This is a genomic window from Rhodococcus sp. BE178 (assembly GCF_050433545.1).
Classification (GTDB): domain Bacteria; phylum Actinomycetota; class Actinomycetes; order Mycobacteriales; family Mycobacteriaceae; genus Prescottella.
In genome coordinates, this window is the sequence record NZ_JBNPXA010000014.1 from 156,984 (window position 1) to 179,783 (window position 22,800).

41 protein-coding genes are annotated in these 22,800 nt (G+C 66.2%); all 41 read right to left on the minus strand.

Annotated features, from left to right (window positions below):
- Positions 1-10 precede the first annotated feature (10 nt).
- Positions 11-457, minus strand: coding sequence for a hypothetical protein (locus J2X34_RS22055; protein ID WP_429519790.1), 447 nt, complete (start codon positions 455-457; stop codon positions 11-13).
- 2 nt (positions 458-459) lie between these two features.
- Positions 460-771 (minus strand): HK97 gp10 family phage protein, encoded by a 312-nt coding sequence (locus J2X34_RS22060; RefSeq protein ID WP_429519791.1) that lies wholly within the window; start codon positions 769-771, stop codon positions 460-462.
- Between the two features lie 2 nt (positions 772-773).
- Positions 774-962: a hypothetical protein gene (locus J2X34_RS22065; RefSeq protein ID WP_429519792.1), complete on the minus strand. Its 189-nt coding sequence runs from the start codon at positions 960-962 to the stop codon at positions 774-776.
- Positions 963-965: 3 nt separating this feature from the next.
- A complete protein-coding gene (locus tag J2X34_RS22070; protein ID WP_429519793.1) occupies positions 966-1,340 on the minus strand; it encodes a hypothetical protein in 375 nt (124 codons plus the stop codon).
- Positions 1,340-1,729, minus strand: a complete 390-nt coding sequence (locus J2X34_RS22075; protein WP_429519794.1) for a hypothetical protein — start codon at positions 1,727-1,729, stop codon at positions 1,340-1,342. Before J2X34_RS22075 ends, J2X34_RS22070 begins: the two co-directional genes overlap by 1 nt.
- Entirely contained in the window at positions 1,692-1,922 is a 231-nt protein-coding gene (locus tag J2X34_RS22080; RefSeq protein WP_429519795.1) for a hypothetical protein, read from the minus strand. Before J2X34_RS22080 ends, J2X34_RS22075 begins: the two co-directional genes overlap by 38 nt.
- 11 nt (positions 1,923-1,933) lie before the next feature.
- Positions 1,934-2,842 carry a hypothetical protein gene (locus J2X34_RS22085; RefSeq protein WP_429519796.1) on the minus strand — a complete coding sequence of 303 codons (909 nt, stop codon included), beginning with the start codon at positions 2,840-2,842 and terminating at the stop codon, positions 1,934-1,936.
- 55 nt (positions 2,843-2,897) lie between these two features.
- Complete coding sequence (locus J2X34_RS22090; RefSeq protein ID WP_429519797.1) at positions 2,898-3,260, minus strand: capsid cement protein; 363 nt, start codon at positions 3,258-3,260, stop codon at positions 2,898-2,900.
- 9 nt (positions 3,261-3,269) lie between these two features.
- Positions 3,270-3,794 carry a hypothetical protein gene (locus tag J2X34_RS22095; protein WP_429519798.1) on the minus strand — a complete coding sequence of 175 codons (525 nt, stop codon included), beginning with the start codon at positions 3,792-3,794 and terminating at the stop codon, positions 3,270-3,272.
- Between the two features lie 118 nt (positions 3,795-3,912).
- Positions 3,913-4,191, minus strand: a complete 279-nt coding sequence (locus J2X34_RS22100; protein ID WP_429519799.1) for a hypothetical protein — start codon at positions 4,189-4,191, stop codon at positions 3,913-3,915.
- Entirely contained in the window at positions 4,188-5,729 is a 1,542-nt protein-coding gene (locus tag J2X34_RS22105) for a hypothetical protein (RefSeq protein ID WP_429519800.1), read from the minus strand. The genes J2X34_RS22100 and J2X34_RS22105 overlap by 4 nt, the downstream gene beginning before the upstream one ends.
- Complete coding sequence (locus J2X34_RS22110; protein ID WP_429519801.1) at positions 5,719-7,059, minus strand: phage portal protein; 1,341 nt, start codon at positions 7,057-7,059, stop codon at positions 5,719-5,721. Before J2X34_RS22110 ends, J2X34_RS22105 begins: the two co-directional genes overlap by 11 nt.
- A gap of 16 nt (positions 7,060-7,075) precedes the next feature.
- On the minus strand, positions 7,076-7,681 hold the full coding sequence (locus J2X34_RS22115) for a terminase (RefSeq protein ID WP_429519802.1): 606 nt from the start codon (positions 7,679-7,681) through the stop codon (positions 7,076-7,078).
- Positions 7,653-8,660: a terminase gene (locus tag J2X34_RS22120; protein WP_429519803.1), complete on the minus strand. Its 1,008-nt coding sequence runs from the start codon at positions 8,658-8,660 to the stop codon at positions 7,653-7,655. Before J2X34_RS22120 ends, J2X34_RS22115 begins: the two co-directional genes overlap by 29 nt.
- 67 nt (positions 8,661-8,727) lie before the next feature.
- On the minus strand, positions 8,728-9,204 hold the full coding sequence (locus J2X34_RS22125; RefSeq protein ID WP_429519804.1) for a hypothetical protein: 477 nt from the start codon (positions 9,202-9,204) through the stop codon (positions 8,728-8,730).
- A 459-nt stretch (positions 9,205-9,663) separates the two neighbouring features.
- Positions 9,664-10,428 (minus strand): hypothetical protein, encoded by a 765-nt coding sequence (locus tag J2X34_RS22130; RefSeq protein ID WP_429519805.1) that lies wholly within the window; start codon positions 10,426-10,428, stop codon positions 9,664-9,666.
- Positions 10,429-10,884: 456 nt separating this feature from the next.
- Positions 10,885-11,559 carry a hypothetical protein gene (locus tag J2X34_RS22135; RefSeq protein WP_429519806.1) on the minus strand — a complete coding sequence of 225 codons (675 nt, stop codon included), beginning with the start codon at positions 11,557-11,559 and terminating at the stop codon, positions 10,885-10,887.
- A gap of 235 nt (positions 11,560-11,794) precedes the next feature.
- On the minus strand, positions 11,795-11,983 hold the full coding sequence (locus J2X34_RS22140) for a hypothetical protein (protein WP_429519807.1): 189 nt from the start codon (positions 11,981-11,983) through the stop codon (positions 11,795-11,797).
- 297 nt (positions 11,984-12,280) lie between these two features.
- On the minus strand, positions 12,281-12,676 hold the full coding sequence (locus J2X34_RS22145) for a RusA family crossover junction endodeoxyribonuclease (protein ID WP_429519808.1): 396 nt from the start codon (positions 12,674-12,676) through the stop codon (positions 12,281-12,283).
- Positions 12,673-13,182, minus strand: coding sequence for a hypothetical protein (locus J2X34_RS22150; RefSeq protein ID WP_429519809.1), 510 nt, complete (start codon positions 13,180-13,182; stop codon positions 12,673-12,675). The genes J2X34_RS22145 and J2X34_RS22150 overlap by 4 nt, the downstream gene beginning before the upstream one ends.
- Positions 13,179-13,994, minus strand: coding sequence for a hypothetical protein (locus J2X34_RS22155; RefSeq protein WP_429519810.1), 816 nt, complete (start codon positions 13,992-13,994; stop codon positions 13,179-13,181). Before J2X34_RS22155 ends, J2X34_RS22150 begins: the two co-directional genes overlap by 4 nt.
- 142 nt (positions 13,995-14,136) lie before the next feature.
- Entirely contained in the window at positions 14,137-15,087 is a 951-nt protein-coding gene (locus J2X34_RS22160; RefSeq protein ID WP_429519811.1) for a DNA cytosine methyltransferase, read from the minus strand.
- Positions 15,084-15,206, minus strand: coding sequence for a hypothetical protein (locus tag J2X34_RS22165; protein ID WP_429519812.1), 123 nt, complete (start codon positions 15,204-15,206; stop codon positions 15,084-15,086). The genes J2X34_RS22160 and J2X34_RS22165 overlap by 4 nt, the downstream gene beginning before the upstream one ends.
- Positions 15,207-15,354: 148 nt before the next feature.
- Complete coding sequence (locus tag J2X34_RS22170; RefSeq protein ID WP_429519813.1) at positions 15,355-15,759, minus strand: hypothetical protein; 405 nt, start codon at positions 15,757-15,759, stop codon at positions 15,355-15,357.
- Positions 15,756-16,109 carry a hypothetical protein gene (locus J2X34_RS22175; RefSeq protein ID WP_429519814.1) on the minus strand — a complete coding sequence of 118 codons (354 nt, stop codon included), beginning with the start codon at positions 16,107-16,109 and terminating at the stop codon, positions 15,756-15,758. The genes J2X34_RS22170 and J2X34_RS22175 overlap by 4 nt, the downstream gene beginning before the upstream one ends.
- Positions 16,110-16,200: 91 nt before the next feature.
- Entirely contained in the window at positions 16,201-16,368 is a 168-nt protein-coding gene (locus tag J2X34_RS22180; RefSeq protein ID WP_429519815.1) for a hypothetical protein, read from the minus strand.
- A gap of 154 nt (positions 16,369-16,522) precedes the next feature.
- The gene (locus J2X34_RS22185) at positions 16,523-17,095 is read right to left on the minus strand and encodes a hypothetical protein (RefSeq protein ID WP_429519816.1); all 573 of its coding nucleotides are present in this window, start codon (positions 17,093-17,095) and stop codon (positions 16,523-16,525) included.
- A 47-nt stretch (positions 17,096-17,142) separates the two neighbouring features.
- Positions 17,143-17,367, minus strand: coding sequence for a hypothetical protein (locus tag J2X34_RS22190; RefSeq protein WP_429519817.1), 225 nt, complete (start codon positions 17,365-17,367; stop codon positions 17,143-17,145).
- Entirely contained in the window at positions 17,364-18,251 is an 888-nt protein-coding gene (locus J2X34_RS22195) for a hypothetical protein (RefSeq protein WP_429519818.1), read from the minus strand. Before J2X34_RS22195 ends, J2X34_RS22190 begins: the two co-directional genes overlap by 4 nt.
- Positions 18,248-18,574, minus strand: coding sequence for a hypothetical protein (locus J2X34_RS22200; RefSeq protein WP_429519819.1), 327 nt, complete (start codon positions 18,572-18,574; stop codon positions 18,248-18,250). The genes J2X34_RS22195 and J2X34_RS22200 overlap by 4 nt, the downstream gene beginning before the upstream one ends.
- Positions 18,567-18,803, minus strand: coding sequence for a hypothetical protein (locus J2X34_RS22205; RefSeq protein WP_429519820.1), 237 nt, complete (start codon positions 18,801-18,803; stop codon positions 18,567-18,569). The genes J2X34_RS22200 and J2X34_RS22205 overlap by 8 nt, the downstream gene beginning before the upstream one ends.
- The gene (locus J2X34_RS22210; protein WP_429519821.1) at positions 18,800-18,940 is read right to left on the minus strand and encodes a hypothetical protein; all 141 of its coding nucleotides are present in this window, start codon (positions 18,938-18,940) and stop codon (positions 18,800-18,802) included. Before J2X34_RS22210 ends, J2X34_RS22205 begins: the two co-directional genes overlap by 4 nt.
- Positions 18,941-19,063: 123 nt before the next feature.
- Positions 19,064-19,420, minus strand: coding sequence for a WhiB family transcriptional regulator (locus J2X34_RS22215; RefSeq protein ID WP_429519822.1), 357 nt, complete (start codon positions 19,418-19,420; stop codon positions 19,064-19,066).
- Between the two features lie 100 nt (positions 19,421-19,520).
- Positions 19,521-19,913: a hypothetical protein gene (locus J2X34_RS22220; RefSeq protein ID WP_429519823.1), complete on the minus strand. Its 393-nt coding sequence runs from the start codon at positions 19,911-19,913 to the stop codon at positions 19,521-19,523.
- Positions 19,910-20,263: a hypothetical protein gene (locus J2X34_RS22225; RefSeq protein ID WP_429519824.1), complete on the minus strand. Its 354-nt coding sequence runs from the start codon at positions 20,261-20,263 to the stop codon at positions 19,910-19,912. The genes J2X34_RS22220 and J2X34_RS22225 overlap by 4 nt, the downstream gene beginning before the upstream one ends.
- The gene (locus J2X34_RS22230; protein ID WP_429519825.1) at positions 20,260-21,198 is read right to left on the minus strand and encodes an AAA family ATPase; all 939 of its coding nucleotides are present in this window, start codon (positions 21,196-21,198) and stop codon (positions 20,260-20,262) included. The genes J2X34_RS22225 and J2X34_RS22230 overlap by 4 nt, the downstream gene beginning before the upstream one ends.
- Entirely contained in the window at positions 21,195-21,638 is a 444-nt protein-coding gene (locus J2X34_RS22235; protein ID WP_429519826.1) for an HNH endonuclease signature motif containing protein, read from the minus strand. Before J2X34_RS22235 ends, J2X34_RS22230 begins: the two co-directional genes overlap by 4 nt.
- Complete coding sequence (locus J2X34_RS22240; RefSeq protein ID WP_429519827.1) at positions 21,638-22,144, minus strand: hypothetical protein; 507 nt, start codon at positions 22,142-22,144, stop codon at positions 21,638-21,640. Before J2X34_RS22240 ends, J2X34_RS22235 begins: the two co-directional genes overlap by 1 nt.
- Positions 22,141-22,326 (minus strand): hypothetical protein, encoded by a 186-nt coding sequence (locus J2X34_RS22245; RefSeq protein WP_429519828.1) that lies wholly within the window; start codon positions 22,324-22,326, stop codon positions 22,141-22,143. The genes J2X34_RS22240 and J2X34_RS22245 overlap by 4 nt, the downstream gene beginning before the upstream one ends.
- Positions 22,323-22,508: a hypothetical protein gene (locus J2X34_RS22250; RefSeq protein ID WP_429519829.1), complete on the minus strand. Its 186-nt coding sequence runs from the start codon at positions 22,506-22,508 to the stop codon at positions 22,323-22,325. Before J2X34_RS22250 ends, J2X34_RS22245 begins: the two co-directional genes overlap by 4 nt.
- Positions 22,505-22,711, minus strand: coding sequence for a hypothetical protein (locus tag J2X34_RS22255; RefSeq protein WP_429519830.1), 207 nt, complete (start codon positions 22,709-22,711; stop codon positions 22,505-22,507). Before J2X34_RS22255 ends, J2X34_RS22250 begins: the two co-directional genes overlap by 4 nt.
- Positions 22,712-22,800: the final 89 nt, after the last annotated feature.

The following is a 22,800-nucleotide window of genomic DNA, read 5'->3' on the forward strand; positions in this document are numbered from 1 at the left end:
CGCGGCATCCCTACTGGCGGGGCGCGCGCATCTTCAGTTCCACGCGGACGACGGCGCGGAACAGTGGGAGGCCGGCACCGCGCACGGTGTCGACCATCGTGATCGGCCCGTCGACCCACCGGCCCGACCATGCCGAACCGCGGAACGAGACGGTGCGGGCGCGGCCGACGAGCTGGCCAGCCATCGCAGCGATGTTCCAGGTGAGCTCTTCAGGATCGGTGGTGCCGCCGAGGATCTCGATCTTCGGGGCCCACGCATTGATCTGCACGATCGGTTTACGGAGCATCGGGTCGATTCCGACATTGCCGGGCGCGGCGAGGGTGACGAACGGTCCGGCGATCGGATCCGGGACATTGCGCGTCGACACCGAGGTGCCGGGCACTAAGTCGGTGAACTCCGGCTTCGACAGCAGGAACTGACGAACAGCGCCGGGCGCGAACGGGATCGGCGGAGTCATCGCTATCGCCTGCCTCTCGGTCGCCACCCGCTGTACTTGCCTTGCTGACGCGCTGCGTCGGTCAGGGCCGCGTGGGCGGGAGTGTCGCTGGTGCCGTACTCCTTGAACACCCCATCGGGGTCATCGTCGACGACGAACACTCGATCGCCATTGGTTTCGACGCCGATTCCATCCCGATACTCGCCGGTCAGGACGGGTGCCGTGGCGCGGGCATCGTCGGCGATCTGCTCGGCGATCTCCTGCCGGCGCGCCGTCGAGATACAGCGGGCTTCGCGGGCTGCGATATCACGGAAGATCCTCACCCGGGCTGCCATCGTCAGGGCTTCTGCGTGACGCCTGCGTTGCCGGCATCGTCCGCACGGGCCTTCGCCACCTCGGCGACCGGCCGCGGGGAACGGATGTCATTGCGGTTCTGGTAGGCGCGTGAACCGCGTGCGGCCCAGCACTTCTGTCCGTCCTCGACGTACTCGACGATATCGTTGTCGTGCTCTGCCTTGTTGGCCATGAGTTACTCCTTCATATCGGATGCGTTGCGCACAATGGCGGCGATGTACGCGACGCGGCGCGAGCCGCGTGCCGGACGCCGGGGCCGCGGGGTGCCAATGACGTGATAGACGGTGCCGTCAGCGCCGCGGAACCGGTCCCGGCGCTGCGGCATCACCGGGATACCCGGGTTGAGCAGCAGCACGAACCCGGATGTTTCGTGGCCGTCGTCGAACTCAACGTTGCCGACGTCGATCGACGACGACGTCAGCTGCCGCTGCTGCAGCAGCCCCGTCCACTCAATCTCACGCGGCAGGCCGGGAATCCGGTTCCCGGTTGCTGGATCGATGGTGGGGTCACTGTCGACCAGCAGCACCCACTTCTCCGGAAGTCTCGCCATCAGCCGAGCCTGATCGAGAAGGCGCCGCCGTCACCCGCGCCCGACGGCTGCAGCGGTTCGAGCTCGTCGTCGGTGAAGTACACCAGCGATGCGTCAGAGTCGGCGTACGTGGTCGAGATCTCCGGGTACTGCTCACTGCGGACCCTGATGCCGATGCGGAGGGTGTCCAGTGCGCGGCAGATAGCAGTGACGAGGGTTCCGCGCACGAGGCCGAACCGGAGTGCGCCGCTTGCGATTCGCTCGTCGATATCCTCGACGAGCGCCCGAAGCTTGTCGGATGCGTACTCGATCAGGGAATCGACTTGGGCGATCTCGGGCTCGGCGAGGGTTTCCCCAAGCCGAGCCTCGACATCACTCCGTTCGACCAGATTCAGCGCTGGCGCTGTCATTCTTTCCTCCAGCCGCCCGTCGGCCGGTCGGCTTCGGGGTGTCCTCGGTCGGCGCGACGAGACCGTCGGCGACCAGGCGGGCGACGTCGTCGTTGGTGACGTCCGACGGAACGATGGTGCCGCGGTAGAGGTACTTGACCTTGCCGTCGGCGCCGTTCACTCCCACGAGAGGAGCGGTGACGATGTGGCTCATAGTTGCCCCTCTCAGGCCGTGGCGCCGGTGATCTTGACGGCCGCGGCGGGCTCGCTGACGTACGGGACGAAGACGCGGCGGGCTCGGACCTTCCACTGGTCGTTGTCCTCGTCGCGGATCGACTTCGTCTCGATCGTCTCGCCGGTGTATCCGCCGCCGAGCTTCTCGTCGGCAATGCCGCCGAGCGCGTTGGTGTCGAGGACCCATGCGCCGGGCGCAGGCAGGTTCGGAGTCGGCAGGATTGTCAGGCCTGCGATGACCGGGAAGTCGCCGGTGTAGACGGTGTTCGAGGCGTCCTCGCGGGCCCGGGCGGTCTGGATTGCCGGATCCGACGCGAGGTACGCCCAGGTGACGTCGTCGACGACGAGAACGTTGGGGTCGTAGCCCTTGTTCGCGCCGATGATCTTCGCCTTGGCGAGCATGATGTCGCGCAGGATCTTCGTCGACGTCGACCACACGCCATCGGTGGCCGCCTGAGTCTGCGTGACCTGAGAGGCGATCAGGGACAGGGCGATCGAGTCACAGTTCTTCACCGCGGTGTTCACCAGGCGGGTCAGCGCCTTCTCGACAGCGGCGAAGTTCGAGCGCTTGATCTTCTCGTCCGTGATCGGCACGTCCTGGCCCCACTTGTTGACCTTCACGGCCTGAGGGACGCCTTCGGCGAGTCCAGTCTGTGGATATTCGCCGCCGGGCGAGATCATCTCGACAGGGCGTTCGGTGTACAGCGGGTCGTCCTGATCGAAGACGATGGCGCCGCCCTGCACATCGGTGCGGGCGGTCAGCAGCACGTCCGAGATGAACCGCTGGGACGCAAGCTCGGTCGCGCGCCGGGAGACCAGGGTGGGCGTCGCCAGGAAGCGGCTGACGGTCTGGAAGTCGCCGGAGTACGTGGGCGGCGCCGGGGGGTAGGTGATGGCCATGCGGCCCCTCCTTTGTGGTCCGGAGTCTCACGACTCCAGGGGATGAATGGGTGGGTCAGCGCAGGACGACGCGGACCTTGCCGGCGGCTGCTGCCGAGACGGCGACGCCGACGACCTGCGAGTAGTCGGTTCCGGCGCCGATCGCCGCGACCGCACCGGCGGCGGCGGAGATCACAACGGCGCCAGCGGCGATCGCGCCCGAAGCGGTGAGCTCGTGCTCGCCGACGGCATGGATCGTCACCTTGTCGCCGGACACGGCGTCAAAGGCGGCGACACCGAGCCACGCAGACGACGCTGCGCCTGCCGGTGCCACGGTGCCGTTGCCGGAAACTGCGACGAGCTGGCCGCCTGTGATCGAGGCGGATGCCTGCGAGACAAGGGCTGCGCCGGGCTTCCGGATGGGGATGTATTCGGCCATGTCAGGGCCTCACTTTCTGGGTCCGTAGATCTGCTCGTACAGAAGGTCGTCTTCCGTCTGCGGCGGTCCGCCTTGTGGGCCGGCATGGGGAAGCGGTGCGGGAACGCGGGGCGCGTTCGGATCGACCGACGGGACGAGGGTGGGCTTGAGCGACTCCCAGTCGGCGGCGAGCTCCTCGGCGGTGTCACCGTTGAGTCGATCGACCCATGCGGCGGGAACACCGTTCGCGAGGGCGAAGCGCAGACGTGCCGCCTCGGCAGCCTTCTCGCTCGCGTCACTCTGGGCCACCTGCCGCGCCTCAGCGGCGGCCTGCGCTTCCTGCTGGGCGCGTTCGAGCTCGGTTAGCTTCGCTGCGTTGATCTCGTCGATCTGCTGCTGCAGTTCCGCGGCCTTGCGATCGGATTCGGCTCGAGCTTCGCGCTCGGCCTGAAGTGCTCGCAGCCCCGGTTCGCCGAGTGGCGAATCCGGAGCCTTGGGCTCGACCGGCTGCGGAGCAGGTGACGGCATTGGGGTCGGTTCGCTGGGTGTGCTCATGGGTGGGTTCCTCCATCGCGGGGGTTGTCCGGATGCGGCATCGCGCCGGCCGGAAGCATGTGGGTACGACGAAGGCCCCGGAGCAGATGCTCTCGGGGCCTTCGTTGAGTGGAGCGAGTTACGTGGTTGCAGATCTAAGCTCGTCGATCGCGACTTCTAGCGCTTCGGCATCGATCTCGTCGGCTCCGGGCCGGTTGACGATCAGGTCGAGCGCCGCCTGTTGGTAGTCCGCCGGCATTGGGAGGCTCTTCTCGGCGGCCTCCTCGAACGCCATGACCACCGCAATCTGGTACTCGCCGGCATGGTAGGCGCTCAGGGGGGTGTCCCCGTTATCGCGTGGCATGAAGTAACGTCCGTCCGCCACGAGGGCGTCGGCGAGCTCCTTCACGCTGTTCACATTCCCCATCGTAGTTTGCCCTTCCCGTTCTTGATCGAGTTCAGGGCTTCCTTGTTCGGGTATCCGGTTTGGAGGGTGGGCGTCGGCTTGCGCGCGGCGACGAGAACCTCGACCGGTATACCGTTCACCACGCGCCGGAAGAACAGCTTGCTACCGATCCGCTCGACCGAGTACGGGGCAACCAGCGTGAGGTCGATGGCAGCGAGCACCTCGTGATCCGTCCAGCCCGTGAACTCCGACTTCCCCTTACCTGCTCCATCGCCGTGGCCGCCGCCCTTGTCATCGCCGACGATGATGTGCACCGCCTTGCTCGCGACGTCTGGACGATCCTTCGGCAGGAAGTGCACGGCACCGCCGGTGAGCATCTCGGGATACGACTCGGGGACCTCGTCATCCGGGACCCGCCACGACCTGTCGTCATCACCGACCGACACCGCCCGCCCGTTGATGGGCGGCTTCGTCGGCCCCTTTCCACCGCCATCAGCAGCCCGAACGAGGCCGTCGCGTCGCGACGTTGATGTGAAGTTGGGGGAAGTCGCACCAGCACGCGGTGCTCCGGGGCGGTCGAGGACGTACCCGTTCATCCGGAGCAGCTTCAGCGCTTCCTCACGGGATCCCGCGAGTTCGTAGATCGCTTCCGGCATCAACCGGGGCGTGGTCTTCGGACTGCGGCCGCGGGTGATGATCGCCTTCCCGGCGAGACCGCGTTTGGTGACGCCTTCAGTCGTCGTGTGCAGCTGCTGGCCGTACACGTCGCGGCGCTGCAGTCGGCCGGCGACGTCGAGACCGTGCGCACCGCGGCGGGCGTTGACGACCTGGTTGATGTCAGCGCCATCCCGGATCGCTTGGGCTCCCGCGATCGTGAACTGCTTGTCCTGCTGCTCCTCAGAGAGGCCGTCGAAGTACGCCTTCGGGTCGGTGCGGAGATCGTCGGAGCGATCCTCGCGTGACGGGATGTGCCGGCAGTCGCACCCGGGATGCCTACGGAACCCGACGTTGTAGCGGTAGAACTTCCCCGCCAACACCACGCATCGGGAACATGCGGGTGGGTTGAGCATCCGCACGTATCCGACTCGCGGCCGCGCGGTGATCGACAATCCAGTCGACACACGGGCGGCATCCGCGATCTGCGTCTGCACCCTCCGCACGAGCGCCGCAAGCCCGGAATCCCACGCCTGCGCAACGCCGGCACCTTCAGCCACGCGACCCTTCGCGGTAATGACGGCGCCGTACATCAGCGAGTCCAGCGCGCGGCCGTCCGACGCAACCCCAACGAGACCAGCAGTGACAGCCTCAACTTCAGCGGCCACAGGTGTGCCAAGCTCGTCGAGCACATCGACCACGTAGCCGTCAGCGGAAGCGGCAGCACGCCCTTGGGCGACGATGACCAACTCCACCAACGCTTCGATGTTCTGGTCGAACCAGGCGTCGAAGTCCCGTGGCGGGCGTGAGCCCCATATGTCCGTGGCGATCGCGAGCGCCTCGAGCGTTAACTCCTGTTGGCCGCGGTAATACTCAACGGCGGCATCAGGAATCATCGCCGGGCCCCGGTCGTGCGAACCGTGCTATCGCGCCGGCTGCAGAGGCTTCGTCGTCCATGCGGCGCATCTGTTCTCGCTGTGTCGCCGAGTACCCGAGGTCGATGCGCGTCTGCTCGAGCGGCACGATGCCAGACTCATACTTCTTGACCGCGGCGTCCGCCTTCTGCGCGACCGTCGGTGTCGATGGATCGCGCCAGACCGTCTCGATCTGGTAGTCGCGATCCTCGAGCTCGGGCGACCTACGCAGGTACATCAGGTTGATGCGTTGCGCCTCCTCCCAAGCTCCGCCCAGGAAGGTGTGTTTCCGCTCGACCCGCTTCACCAGCTGCGTCTCCGACGAGCGGATCGCGTCAGCCGATGTCGGGTTGTCGCCAACGAAGCCCATGTAATGCGGTGGTAGCGCAGCGATCTGCGAGGTGAGCTGCGCGAGGAGCTTGATCGTGTTGTGGAAGACAGTCAGGTCCGCCTCGTCGAACTGGCCGACCTTGATGTTTGGGTTCTCGTTCGCCCATAGTCGCGACTTGACCTTCGACCAGGTCGAGAGCGGGTTTCCGTTGCGGTCGACGAAATCGGACTGCTTCAACCCGAATGCCCATCGTCGCGGCATGGCGTGGAACTCGCCCGACACCATCATGTCGGTGGCCATCTTGTTCGCCGCGTCGGCGAGCGGGATGATGTCGCGGAACTCGGTTGTGCCGTCTGGCCGCAGGATGCGGGGGCGATTCACCAGAGGGACGACCGGGACGATCCCGAAGTTGTGCGGGTCAGAGAACTCACCCTTAGCCCACTTGCCGGCCTTCTTGACGAACTCCTGTGTCTCACTGGGCGTGAACACCAGGACGTGTTCGACGTCGTCGGCGTCCTTCCACTTCTTGATCGCGCTCGAGACCCTGCGGGTCTTCGGATCCCGGCGGGCCCACACCTGGAACGGGGACTCGATCGTGTTCCGAGGCGGCTTGTCTGGCTCTTCGTTCGCGCTGATCAGCACGTACGAGCGCGACAGCGCGATGGAATCGAGATGCCCCTGCTGGGACTGCTCGTCCATGTCGTTGTACTGCCAGCCGGCCCACAGATCCGAGTCCTCGACATCAGAGTCCGCGTAGCGGAATCCTTCGACATCGAGCCGGGACTCGTAGGCGTCTGCAACGAGTCGGGCCCAGTTGAGGACGAGCTCGGCAACGGTATCGCCGATCTCCTCCCGCATAGCCTCGGACATGTACTTCAAGGGCTGCTCACCCTCGAGGTAGTTGTCGTACTTCGTCAGATTGGCAGCGTCGGCCGCGAGGCCCTTTTCCAGGATCGGGATGAGATCGACAGCTTCAGGCATCTGCTAAATCACCCCTCTACATCACGATCATTCGGCTACTGACGGGATCCGCCCATCCGGCCTCGCGGGCGTCGGCGGCGGCTTCGTGGGCGAGGATTGACGCCATCGCGGCGTCGATCTTCTGGTGGTCGGCAGGCTTGCCGAGGATGTACTTCTGCCCCGGCTTCGCGACCTTGCGAGCGTTGGCGATGTGCACGGCAGTGATAGGGCATCCGTCCTGCGTCGTCCGCCCCGACGCGAGGTCGGTCTCGAACCGGCGGATGGAATGGAACATGCGGTCGACCTTGTTCGTCGGCCACTCGAAGACGTGCTCATCGCCGTATTCGAGTGCCCAGTCGCCGATCTCGGAATACCAGTCCTGCGGGTCGAAGTAGAACCGCTCGACTTTCCATGTCGAGAAGATCTCGTCGACGGCCGCATGGACCTCCCCACGCGGGATCTGATCACCCCACTCGGCGGGATTCCAGATCGTCGGCCGGCGGTCTGGGCCATAACGCGGAGTGAACTGATGACCGTCGCGGGTCTCGCATCGAAGCGCGGTCCAGTCGTTGTTCTCCGAGCCGTCGCCGCCGACCGAGATGGGCGTACCTGGATCAGGATTGGGCAGCCAGAGCCGCGTCATACTGCGCCTCCCACAACCCATCTCGAAGCCACGATCCCTGGCCGTAGACCAGCCTGTTCCCGAAGAATCGCTCGGCCTGGGCAGGATCCGTCTCATTGAGCTCGAGAGCTTCGGCCTCGATCGAGTCGAGGTTCACCCATGGCGACCCGGCGTAGACGTACTTCAGGATCTTGCGGCGGTCACGCTTATTGCCCCACGAGAGCCCCTTCGGCGGGATTCGGTAGAACTTGAAGATGTCCGTTGCTCGCGACTCGTACGTTCGCTGTGCGGTCGAGTTCTGCGACGGGTCCCACGCGTTCGTGGTCTCCATCGTGCGGCCGCCCATGCCGGCGGCACCGCGGCGCTGAGTCTCCGCAACGCCGACCATCTTGTTGTTCACCGTGTACAGCCCGGTCTCGTCATGCAGCACCCAGGAGACCGGGTTACCCAGTCGGCCACGAGCACTTGACGTCACAGCATCGATGCGGTCGAAATCATCGCCGCCGACCTCACCAGCAATACGAATGAATCCCTCGCGAGGGAACATCAGATCCGAAAGCGGGCCAAGGCGAATCATCGCCGTGAGCGGACGGTAGACGTTGCCGACCTGGTCCTCGTTGTTCGCGGTCAACTGGATGACTGGCGAAGGATGCCGCATCCCCATTGGCTCGCCGGGTAGGTACTCGTACTCCCAGCCGCAGTTGCAGCCCCAGTCGGAGCAGGCGTAGCCGTCGCCCTTCTCGGCCCAGCCGTAGAACTGCGAGGGCCCGACTGCCTCGAGGCATGTCATCGACGCGGCCCACGGACCCTTTCCGGTCTTCTGGGGAGCCACGATCTGCGCACGCCGGTAGGTGAACGCCTGGTTGAACAGGGGCTCGGCCACGCCGGCCTCGTCGACACCCCACTCGACTCCCGGGCGCACCTGGTAGTACTTCGCCGCACACCAGAACTGCCAGTCAGACCAGACGAACTCAGCTCCGCGCTTGTAGCCGTCTGGCACTCTGCAGTGTCGCCGAATCCAGGCCTCACCCAGGTCTCCCAGAGTCGGGAAGTCAACGAGGAAACCGTCAAGCTCCTCCACCGGACACCGACCGCAACCGTCGCGTCGGCCCCGAGCTCGTATCCGCGGCTGCCGGCGCCGACTTCTCAGCGCGAACCTCGGCTACCTCATCGGCAGAGATCGTCCAGCCGTTCTCACGCATTCCTGCCGGCGTCATGCCGATCTGGTCAGCGAAGCGATGCAGGACCGAGGCGTCAGCAGCAGATGCCTCGGCCGACTCGGCGCGGACCTTCCAGCGGACCCACATCGCGATCGTCTCCCACCGCCACGGCTCCTTGATCCACTGCGCCGCCTGTGGGTACGTCCACGCCTTGCGCCATACGGCACGTTCGCGCGTCGAGCCCTTCGGGAACGGCCAGTCCGGAGCCTTGTCGGTGAACCCCTCGCTCGGGAGGGTGACGAACGACAGCCCGCGGCGATCGCTCCGCGCCGAGGCTGGATCAATCTGTGGGCCAGACCTGTTGCGAGCTCCTCCACGTGCCATCTGCGATCACTCCTTCAGCGGCGTCGCGCCACAGTCGGGGAGCCGTCGGCGTCGCGCCTCCGGCAATGTCTGAACTATCCGCGCGGTTTTGCGCCCTCCCCCGCGGTCAGGGAGACGTGCCCCTTGGGGGTCATCCCCCCTGGGTGCGCCTGCCGGCGGTCGCCCGGTTGCATCCGACGTGCTCGGGACCGCGGTACCTGGTGCGGTCGCGGTCGTCGTGGCCGAGGTCCCATTGCTGGCTGGGCTGGATGGGCCGCCTGCAGCGCCAGCAGTACGCAGCCCCGGCTGCCACCCTCGGCGCCCATGCGGCTCTGTTCTGCTGGTGCTGGTACCCATATCCGCGTGCCGCGCTGGTGCCTCGCGCCTGCTCGGCCTGCCTGGTGTGCTCTGGGCACATGGCGGCTGGCTGTATGCGGTGACACCCCGGACGTGAGCAGACGCGGTTGCGAGCGCGGGCCATCAGCTCCGCCGCCTCCCGAGCTCGTTGATCTGACCCGCGAGCCAGGTCGTGTAGGTGACGCCCGTGCCCGGCTTGGTGCGCAGCGCGTAGCTCTGGTGATCACCGCGGCGTAGGTACCCCTCGAGGTCGTGCCCAGCCTGCGCGTAGATACGGTGCACCTCATCCCGATCGCGCCAGTTGATCGCAACCTGCTGCCACTCCTGCCGCTGCAGCCGGCCGACGAGGTCAACGCCCCAGCCGAGCAAGTTCGAGACGCTGAAGGCGCGGGTCTGGTCGGCGACGGTGCGCAGCGGTGAGTTGGCGGGGCAGCAGCAGATCGCGTCAGTAGGGTCGGCGGCCCAGTATGTCGGCAACCGGTGGTGGATTGTGCGGTGTCCTGCAATCCCCCAGATAGACGGGGCTGACGATGCCCAGTTCGGCATGAACGGGTCGGAGATCAGCCCGCACCCGACAACCTCGAGGCGTGGATGCTTCCCGGCAGCTACCTCGGCGGCCACGTTCCCAGCAAGCGCTGCGCCGCCCGAGTAGCCGAGCAGCAGCACCGGATTCGGGTCCTCGTCGATCATGCGCAGCAGCAGCTCGCGGCCAGTACGCAGGGACTCGTCGAATGCCGGACCCATCGGTAGCGGGACAACACCGTAGCTGGCCGGCCAGGGGACCTCGCGGACACGGAAGCGAGTCGGGTCCAGGTGGCGTGTGACCGCGCTGCACATGTTGCCCTGCATAGGCTCACCGATGCCCCGGCAAGCGAGAACGCTGATCATGCTCACCCCTCCTGAAGTTGAACCCACCCGAGCAGCCGCACCACCACTGCCGGCAAAAGCAGCGGATCAGTGTGCGGCTTCGCTCCCGCCGCGTACGGGTTGCCGCGGCGGAGTGACGTGAACCCGGGTGGAAGAGTGTCCCGCCCACGCAGCGCTCGTCAGGCCAATGTCGATGACTGCGTGGGCGGAAGTCTGCGCGCCCCACCGATCCTCGGGGGAGGTTGATCGGTGGGGCGCGGTATCCCCGGGCGCTGGCAAGCTGCTCGCGGGGTGGCCGGGACTGCCGCGTTGGCGGCTGGTCGCGCCGGGAAGCGGCAGCGACTGAAGGTGTCCCGGAAGCAGAATCCCCGCCAGGCCCGGAGGACGGCGGGGAGTTAGGGCGATCCGGGATCTTCCCCCAGATACGCCGAAAGGGTGCGACGACCTGATCGGTCAATTCTCGCACCCTTGCAGGCGTCAGCCTACCATACGAACCTCCCGTCCGAGGTCAGCGCGTAGCGGTGTGCCGTTGGCGTCCAACACATCCCCGAGTCGGTAGATGAACTCGCCCCGCTTGTCGCCCACCCGGACCGGCTTCACCTTCTTCGACTCGCTCAGTTGGTCGACCCTCCGCTTGGTCATCGGAATACCCGCGTTCGTGGCAGTGCTGGCGCAGTCCTTCGCCGACAGCTCCAACGCCTCAAGCTTCGGGATCAGCGCGGGGTCGATGTAGAGCACCGCCCGATCCTCGGGGATGTCGCACGCTCGCCGGCATTGCCGCACTGCGTACCGGATCTCGTCCTCAGCCTCCTCGCAACCGGGCGTCATGGCGAGCGACGTCACGTACCGATCCAGCCACGCGGCGATAGCGGCCGCCTCGCCGCCGCCGTCATAGCTGCGCGCTCGGTGCTCGCAGACGTGGCGCGCCCATGAACCGAGGGTGGCTGTGAGTAGGTCTCTGGCATCAGCCGCGGCGACATTGAAGGGCAGCGGCTGCTCATCTGATCCGGAGGCGATGCCCGACCCGTCGACAGCGCATGCGCTCTGGCGAGTGAGCTGCACGGCCAGATCATCCACCACGTCAGGGACCTCGCGAAGGAGGGACTGCAGGCTCTCCATCTCGGCGCGCGTCATGAAGAACTGGTCGGTCACATCTGCCCCCACTCGTGTCCACAGACAGTGCACGTTCGGATGACTTCAAACCCCTGCTCCTCGCAGCGGATTAGCTTCCTAGGCTCGGGTCGGTGGACGTAGCCCGACATTTCTGCGAATCGCTTCTGCCGAGCGTGCGCCGGGTCGCCCTCGCTGAATCCACGTGGAGCGCGAAGGCGGTGACAGTCGACAGCGTTGCAGTGAGGGCAGGACGTCCACGCCGTGAAGGTCTCCGTCATGCGCACCCCCTGATCTCACCGACGATGTACTCGATGTCGTAGCCCTTGCGCTTCGCCTCCGTGGCGAGTTCGTCGCGCCGGTTCTCGACGTAGTCGCGGTCGGGCCAGACCGCGCCGACGGACTGATGGAAGCCCTTCCGCTTCGCCAGGACGACGTATCCGACGATGGGGTTGGTGTTGGTCATGGGGTCCTCCTGGCGGCTGCGGGTGCCGCCCAGTCGACCATGTGGCGATGTCATCAGTTCCCCCTCGGGTGGTGTCGGTGGCAGTACCAGATCCAGGTGGTCAGGTATGCCACGGCGTCGCTGGTGGGTCGTCCGCAGTCGTTGCAGTGGTGGGTCATGGCCGCTCCTGGATGTATCTGCAGATGCGGCAGCGGTAGGTCCCTGGGTCGATCAGCCTGGATTTCGGGATGGGGCGGTTGAATGCGAGCGCCCACAGGTCTGCGGTGGCTGGGACGCTGAAGCTGATGGTGCTCTCGCTCATTCGTGGTCCTTGGTGTCGAGGGTGATGTGGACGCCAGCGGTTTCCCCGATCTCCGCGAGACGCTTTGTGGCGGTGAGTGCGACGACTTGGCTGTCGTCGTTCCAGCAGATGCCAGTGAGGGCGTCGAGGATGGCGCGGGCGAGCTTGTCGATGTCGGGGCGTTTGACGGCTGGCGGTGTGGATCGCTTGGGAGCCGATTTGGGGCGCGGCATAACGAAGTCCAGCCCGACACTCACGGGACCGGTCATTAGGCCGTCAGCGTTCGAATGAGCGGCCAATGCGACGCGCTCCCGCCACGGTCCGACCGCCTTCGATGACTCGATGAGGATTCCGCGGCCGACATGACGCTTGCTGCCCTGCGGCGCAGGGGCTCCGGGAACGAAGAGCTTCACGGCGCCACCGGCCCATCGCCAACCCCCGACGATCGGATCAGCGACTGCACCCGGCGCGGCTTCGCCTCGAGCGCTTTCCGATCCGCCATCCGCTCCCGGAACTCCGCCTCCTGATCCGGCGACAACTCGAACGGCTTCCGACGCCCCGCCTTGACCGCCCGCACCCACCGGTGCGCCTCGGGTGGCAACCAGCCCATCTCCTGCAGGACATGGCAGGCGTCGTCCATCGAGTCCCGCTCGGCTTGCGTCATGCCGTGCAGCGCTTCGGTGTACGCCAAGCGGGCATGCTTGACCACCGACGCCGGTAGCGGCTTGAACCCGGACTCTTCGACGCGGTAGGCCCGCGTCACGCCCGACAGCAGGTCGTCGCAGGACAGGCCCGTACCGGAGAACACTTCCGCCCACGCGAGGATCGTGGACTCGCCGCCATTCGGAAACCACGGGTCGTTGGCGGCGCACTTCGCCAGGACGAGCGACGCGGTGCGCTTGTCGTCGTCGGTGATCATGCGAGCTCCTTCGGCTGGTCGATGAGGCGGTTACCGAGATCCAGGTAGTTCTGAACCTTCTCGTCGGCGCGGGACAGTCCGCCGGCGCGTTGCGGTCGAGTGAGGTGGCCGTCGAGGTACTGGCCGACGAGCTGCTTGGTGATCGGCTTGCCCATCTCATAGATCGCCACGAGTGCGTCCTCGACGATCTGCGGGTCGGTGTTGCGGGTGTGGATGGCCCACTTCGCGATCTGGCGGACGGCGACGAAGTTGAACGCCTTGCCGACTCGCTCGTAGGCGTTGACTGCTGCCGTCTGCTCCGGGGCTTGGTTGGCGGCCGCGAGCGTGCTCGCCCCCGTAGGGGATTCCCCTGTTCCCCTGTTCCCCTGTTCCCCTGTTCCAGCAGGTGATTTTCCTTGCGTACGCACTGAATTTCCTTGCGTCTGCACTGCGCTTTCAGTGCGTCCGTGAAACCGCTGGTCAAGGCGAGATCGGGCGTCATCAGGGGTCGGATTCCGGCGACCGGCTCGACGCTGCGTCTTCTGGTGCTCATCCCAGCTCGGAACGGCGAAATACTGGCGTCCTTCGACCTCGTAAAAGGTCACTTCGTAGGCGTTTGCAACTTCAGAGAGAAGACTCTGAAGTTCAGAGACAGTGATCTGATCTTCATCGCAGAAGGCAAACCCAAGCAGTCCATACAGATTCGTCTCGCCGATTCCGTAGTCGTCAGCCCAGCACCACATCGCCTCGTAGAGAATGCGGCCCGCGAATGACGCCTTGGCTGTCGACGGTGACCGGAAGAACTCCGGCTTGATCGTCCGGATGCGTGCCATCAGGCGCACCCCCTTTCTTCTTCGTCATCGGGAAGCTGCTGGCCTCCCATCGGGCACTGGTGCCCGGCTTTGTCTTTGTGCCGCCAGACGCGGCCGGCGGGGTTTCTGGCGACGGTGCGCCAGCAGACGGGGCAGCGGGCGGTCATGCCGCCACCGTGAGCGATGCGGCCACACGAGTGCCGAGCCAGCGAGCTACGTCCACCGACACGGCGTTGCCGATCTGCTTCTTCACCTCGTCGGTCTTCCCATGGAACTCGTAGCTGTCCGGGAAGCCCTGCCCGCGCGCGCATTCGCGGTTTGTGAGCATCCGGAAGCGGTAGCCGTCCTCCGTGAGCGTCGCGACGCCATGGTGGTTGCCGCCAGCAGTGATGGTCGCGAGCGGGTGCTGGTCGGCGCGGCGAGCCTTCGCGTTGCGCCGATAGGTGACCAGGTGCGGCACGTTGCGCTCGGTGATCTGCTCGAGCTGGTCGGCGACGTACAGGCGCCGGGTGACGGGCTTGCCCGGGTTCTCGTCGAGGATCGTCGACGCGGGTTTCGGCGCCAGCCCGGGCAGCGTGAGGTCGACGGCGCCGTGCCTGGTGAACACTGCGAAGTACCGGACGCGGCGCTGCGCTGCCCCAAGGTCCGCCGCGTCGATGATCGCGATCTGCTCGCGGTAGCCGAGAGCCCGCATTCCATCGAGCCACCACGGGTACAGCGACCACGCCTGGAACTCGGGCACGTTCTCGACGATCACCGCCTCGTACTGGTGTACCTCGGCCGCGGCGATCACGGCGAACGCAGTTGCCCGGTCCACACTTCCAGCGTCGGCGCGCAGTCGCTCCAGCTCCGCCGGCGGCTGCTTCCGGCCGCCAGATCGTGCGTGCCATACGCAGGATGGTGATGCCCACAGGCCGAACGTCGTCGGAAACGAACGCCAGTCGACCTCGGATAGGTTCGCGATGCGGTGTTCGGTGTCGGGGTGGTTCTTCTCATGGGTGGCGATCGCAGTCGGCCAATGGTTCGCGGCCACCATCACGTGATGCCCGGCCTGCGTGAGCCCTTCCGAGCTGCCGCCGGCGCCACTGAAGAGATCGGTCCAAGTCGGCGTCATGGTGTTACTCCCTCCAGCGTCTCGGTGAGGCATTGCCCGAACTTCGCTGCTTCCCCGTCCCGTTCACGCCAGTAGTCGGCGAGGGCCTGGACGCGGGCGATGGTGTCGGCGTCACTCACGGTGAATCTCCTGTCCAGGTGATTTCGTCGGCGTGGCGGTGTACGCCACGGTGGCCCTGGTCGCGTCCGCACTGGATGACGACCACCGCATCCCGGTAGCCGGCAGTGTCGGGAATCCGGGCCTCAAGGCTCGCGGGGCAGCGGGCGGTCACCGCGACTCCTCGGGCAGGCGCAGGACAGTCGCGGGGAGGCCAATCCAGGGCCCGTGCAGCTCGGACTCGCACTCGCTGCCAGCCCAGAAGATGACCCGCACGCCGTTGATGGTGTCGAGTTCCCCGAGGTTTCCGGCGTTGTTGTGGATCGCAGTGCCGTCCGGCATGGACGCGAGTTCTTCGGTGGTCTCCACCACACGCGGGCGGGAGTAGCCGAGAACGCCGGCCAGGTGGTCGAAGCTGGCCATCACCTCGTCGGCAGCCTTCTCTGCGGCTTCCATCGCTGTCGCCCGGCGTGCATCGCAGCCGCCTTCGGGCGTGTGAAAGTTCCACACCGGCAGGTCTGCTGCCCACAGCCACGCGACCAGTTCCTCGCGGGCTTGTTCGTCTTGCTGGTTCATGCCACCTCCCACGGGCCAACCAGACGACGGACCGTGCGTGCTGTCGGATCATCCGCATACTCGTCTGCAATGACATACGAGCCGGTCATGCGGTCCGGGATGTGCATGGCGTCGATCAGCGGCAATCCGCCCGGCCCAGCGAACCGGACCGCCCACTCCTCGCTGTCGGCCTTGACGTAGCCGAGCAGCGCGGCAGTGCCGGACTCGAACCGTTCGAGGACTTCGGTCGTGATCAGGCTGCAGGACGGGCACGGCTCCGCAGGCTCAGGAAGCGGTTCACCTGTGTGTGAGCAGTGCATTCCGATCGCCCACAGGATCTTCTCGCGGGCTTGTTCGTCTCGTTGGCTCACGGCTTCTCCTTCGGTCGTGGGCAGGTGCATCGATCACGCATGAGAACGCCCCAGCAGCACGGGATACGGGGCGGGAGAGCGGGGAACGGGCTCACGGTGCCTCCTTCGGGGTCGGCCAGGTGTTGTCCGGGCGGCGGTACCGGCACATGTCGGCGGCGGGGTACGACGTGTGCCCCCAGGCGAGGGATTCCTTAGCTGCGGCATACAGCTTCCGTAGTGGTTCCCCGCACGTGGAACAGGGTTTGAGTTCGTAGCTCACGGCTGGTCACCGCCCTCCGCGGTCATGCGGGCTGTGAGTCGTTCGACAGCGGCGCGAAACTCGTCCAGGACTGGCTGATTGCGCCGAAGCTCGGCGGTGCACTTCTCGGCTTGGCGTGCGAGGAATCGATCGACGGCTGGGCTACGAAGTCGCTTCACGGCCGATCACCGCCCTCCGCCACACGAGCAGCAGCCGCGAACGTGTCGATGTGCTCACGGCCCGAACCGGCGCACCACTCGCACTCGCTGTACGCGCCGAGCGCGGTGCCAGGACCACAGCCGGACCCGTTGCAGTGCGTGCACGACCAGGGGCGCTCGATGCGTTCGCAGTCGTCGCACCACACCGGGCACTCGTCGTGCTCGTTCTCGATGTTGACCAGTGACTCGGCGCGCTCGACAGCCTGGTCGACTTCGGCGCTGTAGACGCCGTATCCGGACACCTCGTCGGCGACACCGAGCGCGAGGGCCACACGGTCGCGCCACTGGCGAAGGCCGTCGAGCTTGTCCTGGTCCACGATCTGTTTGCCGGCATTGGTGAGTGCAGCCACCACATGCGCGGCGTGCTCAGCCTTCGCAGCATCGCGAATGTGCTCCGTGAACCCGAGCTTCCTAACATCCTTGGCCCCACTGAAGTCGCAGTCGATACCCGTGCATCCCCAGTAGGCGACCAGCTCGTACTCGTCGTACGAGAACTGATGCTCGGCGATGACCTGTTCCGCAGTGCTCACCGATTGCACATTTGAGTGCACATTTGTGTCTATTTGCTGTTCCGTGCTCACGACCGGCCTCCCTCGATCTCGGTGCGGAACTTGCCGCAGTTGCAGGCGCATCCAGGCGTAGAGGCTTCGATCCGGCAGAGATTCGAGCCGCCTTGAAGGTCGCGAAGTCTCACACCATCTCGCTTATGCCAGCCAAGAGCCCAGATGACGAGGTCCGACCAGCAGAACCGTTGCAGCTTGTTCAGGTGGTGGGCGATCTTCCAACGCAACTTCTCGCTCATGCCTTGCCTCCGTCCACACGCACAAACGGGGCGAGAGCCTGAACCTCCGCCTCTTTGCGGCTACTCGGCACCTCGCCGCCGCCGAGCGGGAGGAACATCCGTCGACCATCGCGGTTGACCCAGCGGTACAGCCTGTTGCGGCCCCAGTACCGCACGCCCTCGGGCACGTCCCGCCAGGCCTCCCAGGGCTTCTCCGGTGTGCCATCCGGCCCGCTGTCCGGCTCCTCGACGCGAGTGAATGGGGCGAAGCGGGTGTCCAAGGTGCCGTCGACACACCCACAGCTATTGCCGGGCATGAAGCACCATCCGCCGCTCTTACGCCGCCACACCTTCCCGACGCGGTCCTTGATCTCCGCTACATCAGCGGGAATGGCATCGGCGGTCTCCCATGGCCCGCTGTCCGGGACAGACACAGCAGGCGGGGCATCGAGGCACTTCGCGCAGCGCACCCACCCACTCGGCTTCGGTCCAGCGCAGGTGCAGTAGTAGCCGTCCAAGTACCGATCGCAGGAATCTGACTCCACCCCGACTTCGGGGAGTAGACGCCCATCAGCCGCAAGGGCTGTGAGGACGGCGCGGGCAACGCCACGATGGATGTCCCTACTGTTCTCGCTCAGTCGATCCCACGGGCAGGCAACCGACCGGACGTTGCTCTCCCAGATCACCCGAGCCAGCTTCTCCGCCTCCTCGTCGCGGGCAGACTCAGCCTCCAAGCGGGCAGCCTCCTGCAGCAACTGCTCGGCGCTGATGCCGCCCGGGGATCGTCGCTCCATGTAGTCCGCGTGTGCCCGCAGCGATGCAGGCGTGACTTCCGGTGCCGGCCGCCGCCACTCGTGTGGTGCATCGGCTCGCGGGTCGCCGTACGTGTTGATCGTGTCGGTCATCGAGCGTTCTCCTCGGTGTCGGGGCGGTGAAGGACGCGGGCGGGGAATGCGATGGTGTCGAGGCGCTCCAGCTGGTTGCCGCAGATCCACCAGATCCACAGCTGTCCACGCGCACTGCGGATCTCGCCGACATTGTCGAGATGGTCACGGATGACCGTTCCCTCGATTAGCCGCGATGCTTCCTCGGCGGTGGTGACCTCGGGGTGCAGGGCGTCGAGGATGACGTCGAGGACGTACTCGGCCTGATCGCGGGCTGAGTCATCGAATGCGCCGATAGCGTCGTAGGCGGCCTCGATCAGCCGATCGCGGGTGCTGTCAGGCATTGCGGGTCTCCTTCGGCTGGCGTCGCGTGCACTGTCCGCACAGCGGCATTGAGTCGATCGTTTTCTGCTCAAGCGGGCCGCGGACGGTGCGCTCGCCGGCCCTTACTCCGAACGCGTTGCACCGCGTGACCGGCCGGTTGTCGCCTCGGTACGCCGACCTGACCGTGTCGCTGTCGATGTGGGCCTTGCGCGCCGACCAGGTGGTCAGCAGTGGACGGGTATCGCTCATCGCTGGGTCTCCTTGTCGGGGTTGGGGATGCCGCGTCCGGTCCATCCCCACGGGTCGGGGATGTTGGTGCGGGGCTGGAAGACGTGCGGGGCGTGCTTGGCGGCGATCAGATCGGGGTCCATCCAGCGGTCACGCATCAGATCTCCACCGCCTCGGGTCTGCAGCCGCGACGATCTCGCCGGCGGCCAAGGTGATTGCCACCGCCACCCCCGCCGCCGTGACACCGACGGCGAGGGCGAAGGCGGAGAGCTGGGCGCGGGTCATGCGGAGGCTCGCAGGCGGGTGACCTGGCGCTCGGAGATGCCGAGCTGGTTGGAGATCTGACGCGCGGTCAACCCCACGCGAGACAGTGACGTGACGGACTCGCGGTACTCAGACGTTTGGGTCCTACGCGCCCGCGCAGGCCGAGTCCTCGGGTTCGAATAGTCGACGCCCGCCCATATGCCGAACCGCTGCCTCGACTCGTCGGCCCACTCCCCGCAGGCGGCGCGGACGGGGCACGCGGCGCAGATTGCCTTCGCCTGAGCCTGAGCGAGTCGCTCCTTAATGTCCGGGAACCACAGCTCGGGGTCGTGGCCACGGCATGCGGCACTGTCGCGCCAATCCTGTTCAGTCATAGGTCTTTGCACCTCCAGCATCCGGGGCACAGCAGCGTGTGCCGTTGATCGAGAATCTCGGGGTCGTAGGTCGAGAACCCGTACAGGTCATAGGCGCTGCTCACGACTGCTCCTGGTCGTGTACGCCGCCCCGGTCGTCGAGGAGGACGGTGCGACCGAACCGCACCACCGGAACCTCCGAGGGCTCCTGGTATGCCTCGACGATCCATCCGCACCGCTTCGACCGCTGCGGATTCGCGTGCACCGACTCGTCGCCCATGTTGTGGCACTCCGGGCACAGCATCAGGTAGTTCGACGGACGCTCACGATCGGCTGACATGCGCCGCAGTCGGTGATGCAGCACCGTCTCGTGATGCAGCCCGCACCGCTCGCACCGACCCTCAGCGCGGGCTACCGCGACCGGTGCGGCCTTGGCCAACGCCGCTGTCGCATCACGCTTCCGCTTCGACTGCCCAGCCTTCATCGGCGTCCGCTTCATGGGTGTGCGCTTCACGACTCACCTCTTCCGGCAACGCCGTACATGGATCGGACGCTGGCCCCGACGCTTTGCCAGGCCCGCAGCTCCGCCTCGAGCGCCTTCGCCTGCCGGTCCGCATAGCGGTAAGCAGCATCAGCGAGGTCGCGCGCTGACCGCTCCTCGTCCGTGGCCAACTCGGCGATGTACTTCCGCTCATGCGCCGCGCCGCCGGCTTCGAGGTACGCCTTCGCGAACGCCTGGTCGTAGGCGCGATCGGCGTCGAGGAATGCTGAGTAGGTGTTCGAGCAGACGCTGACACCACCGGCGATGCGGTTGGCGCAGTTACGGATCGCCTGCTCGACCTTGACCGGGTTGTAGTCCGTCATGCCGGCACCGCTGACGCGTAGAAGTCGATCAGGTCAGCGATCGCCGCGGCATCATCCGACTGCCGAAGGTCCCCATGCCCGCGCTGTGCGAACTCGGCACTCGCGGCAGCAGGCTCCAGGCCCGCCGACTTCAACACCTCCAACAAGCGGGTCCGCGCCTGATCCGCCTCGCCGACAGCGCGATCCGCGTTCGGCTCCACATACGTGGACGGCTGAACATCAACCAAGCCCATGCGCTCGAGCAGATCCGCCACCGAGAACCGCGGCCACTTCAGATGCCCCTCCTCGGGGAGGATCAGCTGAGTCGAGGCGATCTTCGTCAGCACCCACTGGCGAGGCTCACGCGCCTGCATGATCACCTGCACTTCGAACGGAAGGTTCTTCTCCGCCCGGATCTTCCACGTCGAAGCACCAGTGGGACGCCCGTCGCCACCGACGACGGCGACGTTGTCGAGACGAGCCGTCACGATCACCGGGCCAGGAAAGGCGCGCAGAGCGCTGACGACGTAGCCCCACCGCTTCTTCGCGGCGTTCCACTGATCCATCGTGATCGTCGCGTCCCCGCCCTTGCGGCCACGCTTGTTGTTCGCGATCGCCTGCTGCTCGTTCGAGAGGAGATCCCACACCTCGGTGATCGAGTCGACGATCAGCAGGTTCGGCTTTCCGTCGGTCAACGGCTGGTCGCCGGCCTCGCGGATTGACGCGAGGATCTGCGTGAACGAGCCGTCGTGGCGGAAGATTTCGAAGTCCGCGCCGGGAACGTTGCCGTATTCGTCGGCCATGCGTTCGCCGATCTCAACCCAGTAGGCGTTGCCGATGCGGTCCATGCCGGTGGCTTCGGCGGCGGTCCAGGACTTGCCACTGCCTTCGATGCCGGCGAGGAGGATGATCGGCCACGAAGGCTTCCCGGATGGGCGTGTGCGGGGGATGCTCATGCGTTCACCGTCTTTCGCTGTCGCTCACGTGCGCAGGTTCTGCAGCGCCGAAGGTTGTCTGCCGAGCGGTAGGTGTTGGCGGTGGTGTACTCATGGCCACGGGGGCAATGGGTTACTGCTGCGCCCTGCCTGCGCAGGTTCTCGGCTTGAGTGACCGCCTCGAGGTGCTGCGGGTTGATGCAGTTCCGGATCCGGCAGAGGTGGTCGATCTGCAGCCCGTCGGGGATCGGGGCAACCATGACCGTGTAGGCGAGACGGTGGGGTAGCCACCCCTTGCGCCATGCTCGAATGGTGCTCCCGTACCCGGCGGGGTTGAGTGGGCCCGTCCATCGCCAGCAGCCGTTGACGTCGACCTCAGCTCGGCGCAACAGTCGGTGTTCGTAGGCCCACGCCGGCGCTGGAAATGCCTTCTTCGTGGCCGGTGCGAACTGGATGCTCATCACGCACCGCCGTCGAGCTCGAGGATCGTCGACAGTGACAGGCGGCCACTGCGGACCATGCCCTGCACCAACTCGACGACGTTCTTCTCGGGCGTGAACCGTGGAGTCGACGGACGCGGCTCCGGCACCCGCACCCGAACACCCTCGACGCCGCCGTACTCCGCCGGCGCCCCCGCATGCATGTGATCGGCGAGCGCGTACTCGATCACCGACTTGCGCCCCTGCTCGGTCAACTGGAACGACGCCACAGACTCGCCGAACATGTCGAGCGCCCACGGCAGCACGCGCGCCTCGTCCTCGATCTCGACCGTCGGCTTGGGCTGCGTCGGCTTCGGCACCGACGCGTATCCGAGCTGAACAGTCTTCTCGTCGTCGGCGTACGCGTAGACGGTGCCGCGGGCAAGCTCCGACTGCAGCTCTGCCTTCTTCGCCGCCTCGGCGTCGGCAACGATCTTCTTCACCGCGGCGATCGCGGCGAGATCAGTCACGATGGATTCGATGCTCATTCGTCATCCTTAGGTTCTTCGAGGAGCGCGGCGATCTGCTGCAGCTGCTCCCCGGTGAGTTCGATTGCGAGTTCGGTTCGGTCGTCGGCCAGTTGAAGACGCACGACGCGACCGCTGCGGGGCCAGCCGGCGAGTGTGCCGATCGCGGATAGTCGGGTGAATCCGTCGCGGATGTCGATCACTCGATCACCACCGGCAACTCGACAGCCTCAACCCGGCAGGGCGTCTCGCCGAGCCAGAGCTGACCCTCCCGGGCGCCGACGGTGAACGTCCGACCCAGCGCGCCGAGCTCGCGGAAGCGGGCGCCGGGGGCCAGGAACCAGATCTGCGAGGCGTCCACGATGACGCGGGTCTTGCGGGTCATGACGCACCTCGCTCGATGGCGCTCGCGAGCTGGTGGAACGGGTCAGCCTCGCGGTCGGCCCTGGCCTGCTCGATGCGTTGCTTCTCCTGCTCGATGCGCACCTTGCGGAAGTCCTGCAGGCTGTGATGCCCGCTCTCGATACAGGCGGACCCGCACGGCGCCATACGCACCGAGCTGCAGGTCATGCAGTCCCACAAGATCATTCGGTCACCTCAATCTGTCGGTCGATGAGCGCGTCCCGGGCCCGGTCCCACGCGTCCGGATCTGTGTCCCAAAGCAGGCACGGGTCATC

Coding starts and splice junctions, on each gene's coding strand:
- J2X34_RS22055 (WP_429519790.1), bottom strand. CDS start 457: ATGACTCCGCCGATCCCGTTCGCGCCCGGCGCTGTTCGTCAGTTCCTG.
- J2X34_RS22060 (WP_429519791.1), bottom strand. CDS start 771: ATGGCAGCCCGGGTGAGGATCTTCCGTGATATCGCAGCCCGCGAAGCC.
- J2X34_RS22065 (WP_429519792.1), bottom strand. CDS start 962: ATGGCCAACAAGGCAGAGCACGACAACGATATCGTCGAGTACGTCGAG.
- J2X34_RS22070 (WP_429519793.1), bottom strand. CDS start 1,340: ATGGCGAGACTTCCGGAGAAGTGGGTGCTGCTGGTCGACAGTGACCCC.
- J2X34_RS22075 (WP_429519794.1), bottom strand. CDS start 1,729: ATGACAGCGCCAGCGCTGAATCTGGTCGAACGGAGTGATGTCGAGGCT.
- J2X34_RS22080 (WP_429519795.1), bottom strand. CDS start 1,922: ATGAGCCACATCGTCACCGCTCCTCTCGTGGGAGTGAACGGCGCCGAC.
- J2X34_RS22085 (WP_429519796.1), bottom strand. CDS start 2,842: ATGGCCATCACCTACCCCCCGGCGCCGCCCACGTACTCCGGCGACTTC.
- J2X34_RS22090 (WP_429519797.1), bottom strand. CDS start 3,260: ATGGCCGAATACATCCCCATCCGGAAGCCCGGCGCAGCCCTTGTCTCG.
- J2X34_RS22095 (WP_429519798.1), bottom strand. CDS start 3,794: ATGAGCACACCCAGCGAACCGACCCCAATGCCGTCACCTGCTCCGCAG.
- J2X34_RS22105 (WP_429519800.1), bottom strand. CDS start 5,729: ATGATTCCTGATGCCGCCGTTGAGTATTACCGCGGCCAACAGGAGTTA.
- J2X34_RS22110 (WP_429519801.1), bottom strand. CDS start 7,059: ATGCCTGAAGCTGTCGATCTCATCCCGATCCTGGAAAAGGGCCTCGCG.
- J2X34_RS22115 (WP_429519802.1), bottom strand. CDS start 7,681: ATGACGCGGCTCTGGCTGCCCAATCCTGATCCAGGTACGCCCATCTCG.
- J2X34_RS22125 (WP_429519804.1), bottom strand. CDS start 9,204: ATGGCACGTGGAGGAGCTCGCAACAGGTCTGGCCCACAGATTGATCCA.
- J2X34_RS22130 (WP_429519805.1), bottom strand. CDS start 10,428: ATGATCAGCGTTCTCGCTTGCCGGGGCATCGGTGAGCCTATGCAGGGC.
- J2X34_RS22140 (WP_429519807.1), bottom strand. CDS start 11,983: ATGACCAACACCAACCCCATCGTCGGATACGTCGTCCTGGCGAAGCGG.
- J2X34_RS22150 (WP_429519809.1), bottom strand. CDS start 13,182: ATGATCACCGACGACGACAAGCGCACCGCGTCGCTCGTCCTGGCGAAG.
- J2X34_RS22155 (WP_429519810.1), bottom strand. CDS start 13,994: ATGGCACGCATCCGGACGATCAAGCCGGAGTTCTTCCGGTCACCGTCG.
- J2X34_RS22160 (WP_429519811.1), bottom strand. CDS start 15,087: ATGACGCCGACTTGGACCGATCTCTTCAGTGGCGCCGGCGGCAGCTCG.
- J2X34_RS22170 (WP_429519813.1), bottom strand. CDS start 15,759: ATGAACCAGCAAGACGAACAAGCCCGCGAGGAACTGGTCGCGTGGCTG.
- J2X34_RS22190 (WP_429519817.1), bottom strand. CDS start 17,367: ATGAGCGAGAAGTTGCGTTGGAAGATCGCCCACCACCTGAACAAGCTG.
- J2X34_RS22195 (WP_429519818.1), bottom strand. CDS start 18,251: ATGACCGACACGATCAACACGTACGGCGACCCGCGAGCCGATGCACCA.
- J2X34_RS22200 (WP_429519819.1), bottom strand. CDS start 18,574: ATGCCTGACAGCACCCGCGATCGGCTGATCGAGGCCGCCTACGACGCT.
- J2X34_RS22205 (WP_429519820.1), bottom strand. CDS start 18,803: ATGAGCGATACCCGTCCACTGCTGACCACCTGGTCGGCGCGCAAGGCC.
- J2X34_RS22210 (WP_429519821.1), bottom strand. CDS start 18,940: ATGCGTGACCGCTGGATGGACCCCGATCTGATCGCCGCCAAGCACGCC.
- J2X34_RS22215 (WP_429519822.1), bottom strand. CDS start 19,420: ATGACTGAACAGGATTGGCGCGACAGTGCCGCATGCCGTGGCCACGAC.
- J2X34_RS22225 (WP_429519824.1), bottom strand. CDS start 20,263: ATGACGGACTACAACCCGGTCAAGGTCGAGCAGGCGATCCGTAACTGC.
- J2X34_RS22230 (WP_429519825.1), bottom strand. CDS start 21,198: ATGAGCATCCCCCGCACACGCCCATCCGGGAAGCCTTCGTGGCCGATC.
- J2X34_RS22235 (WP_429519826.1), bottom strand. CDS start 21,638: ATGAGCATCCAGTTCGCACCGGCCACGAAGAAGGCATTTCCAGCGCCG.
- J2X34_RS22240 (WP_429519827.1), bottom strand. CDS start 22,144: ATGAGCATCGAATCCATCGTGACTGATCTCGCCGCGATCGCCGCGGTG.
- J2X34_RS22250 (WP_429519829.1), bottom strand. CDS start 22,508: ATGACCCGCAAGACCCGCGTCATCGTGGACGCCTCGCAGATCTGGTTC.
- J2X34_RS22255 (WP_429519830.1), bottom strand. CDS start 22,711: ATGATCTTGTGGGACTGCATGACCTGCAGCTCGGTGCGTATGGCGCCG.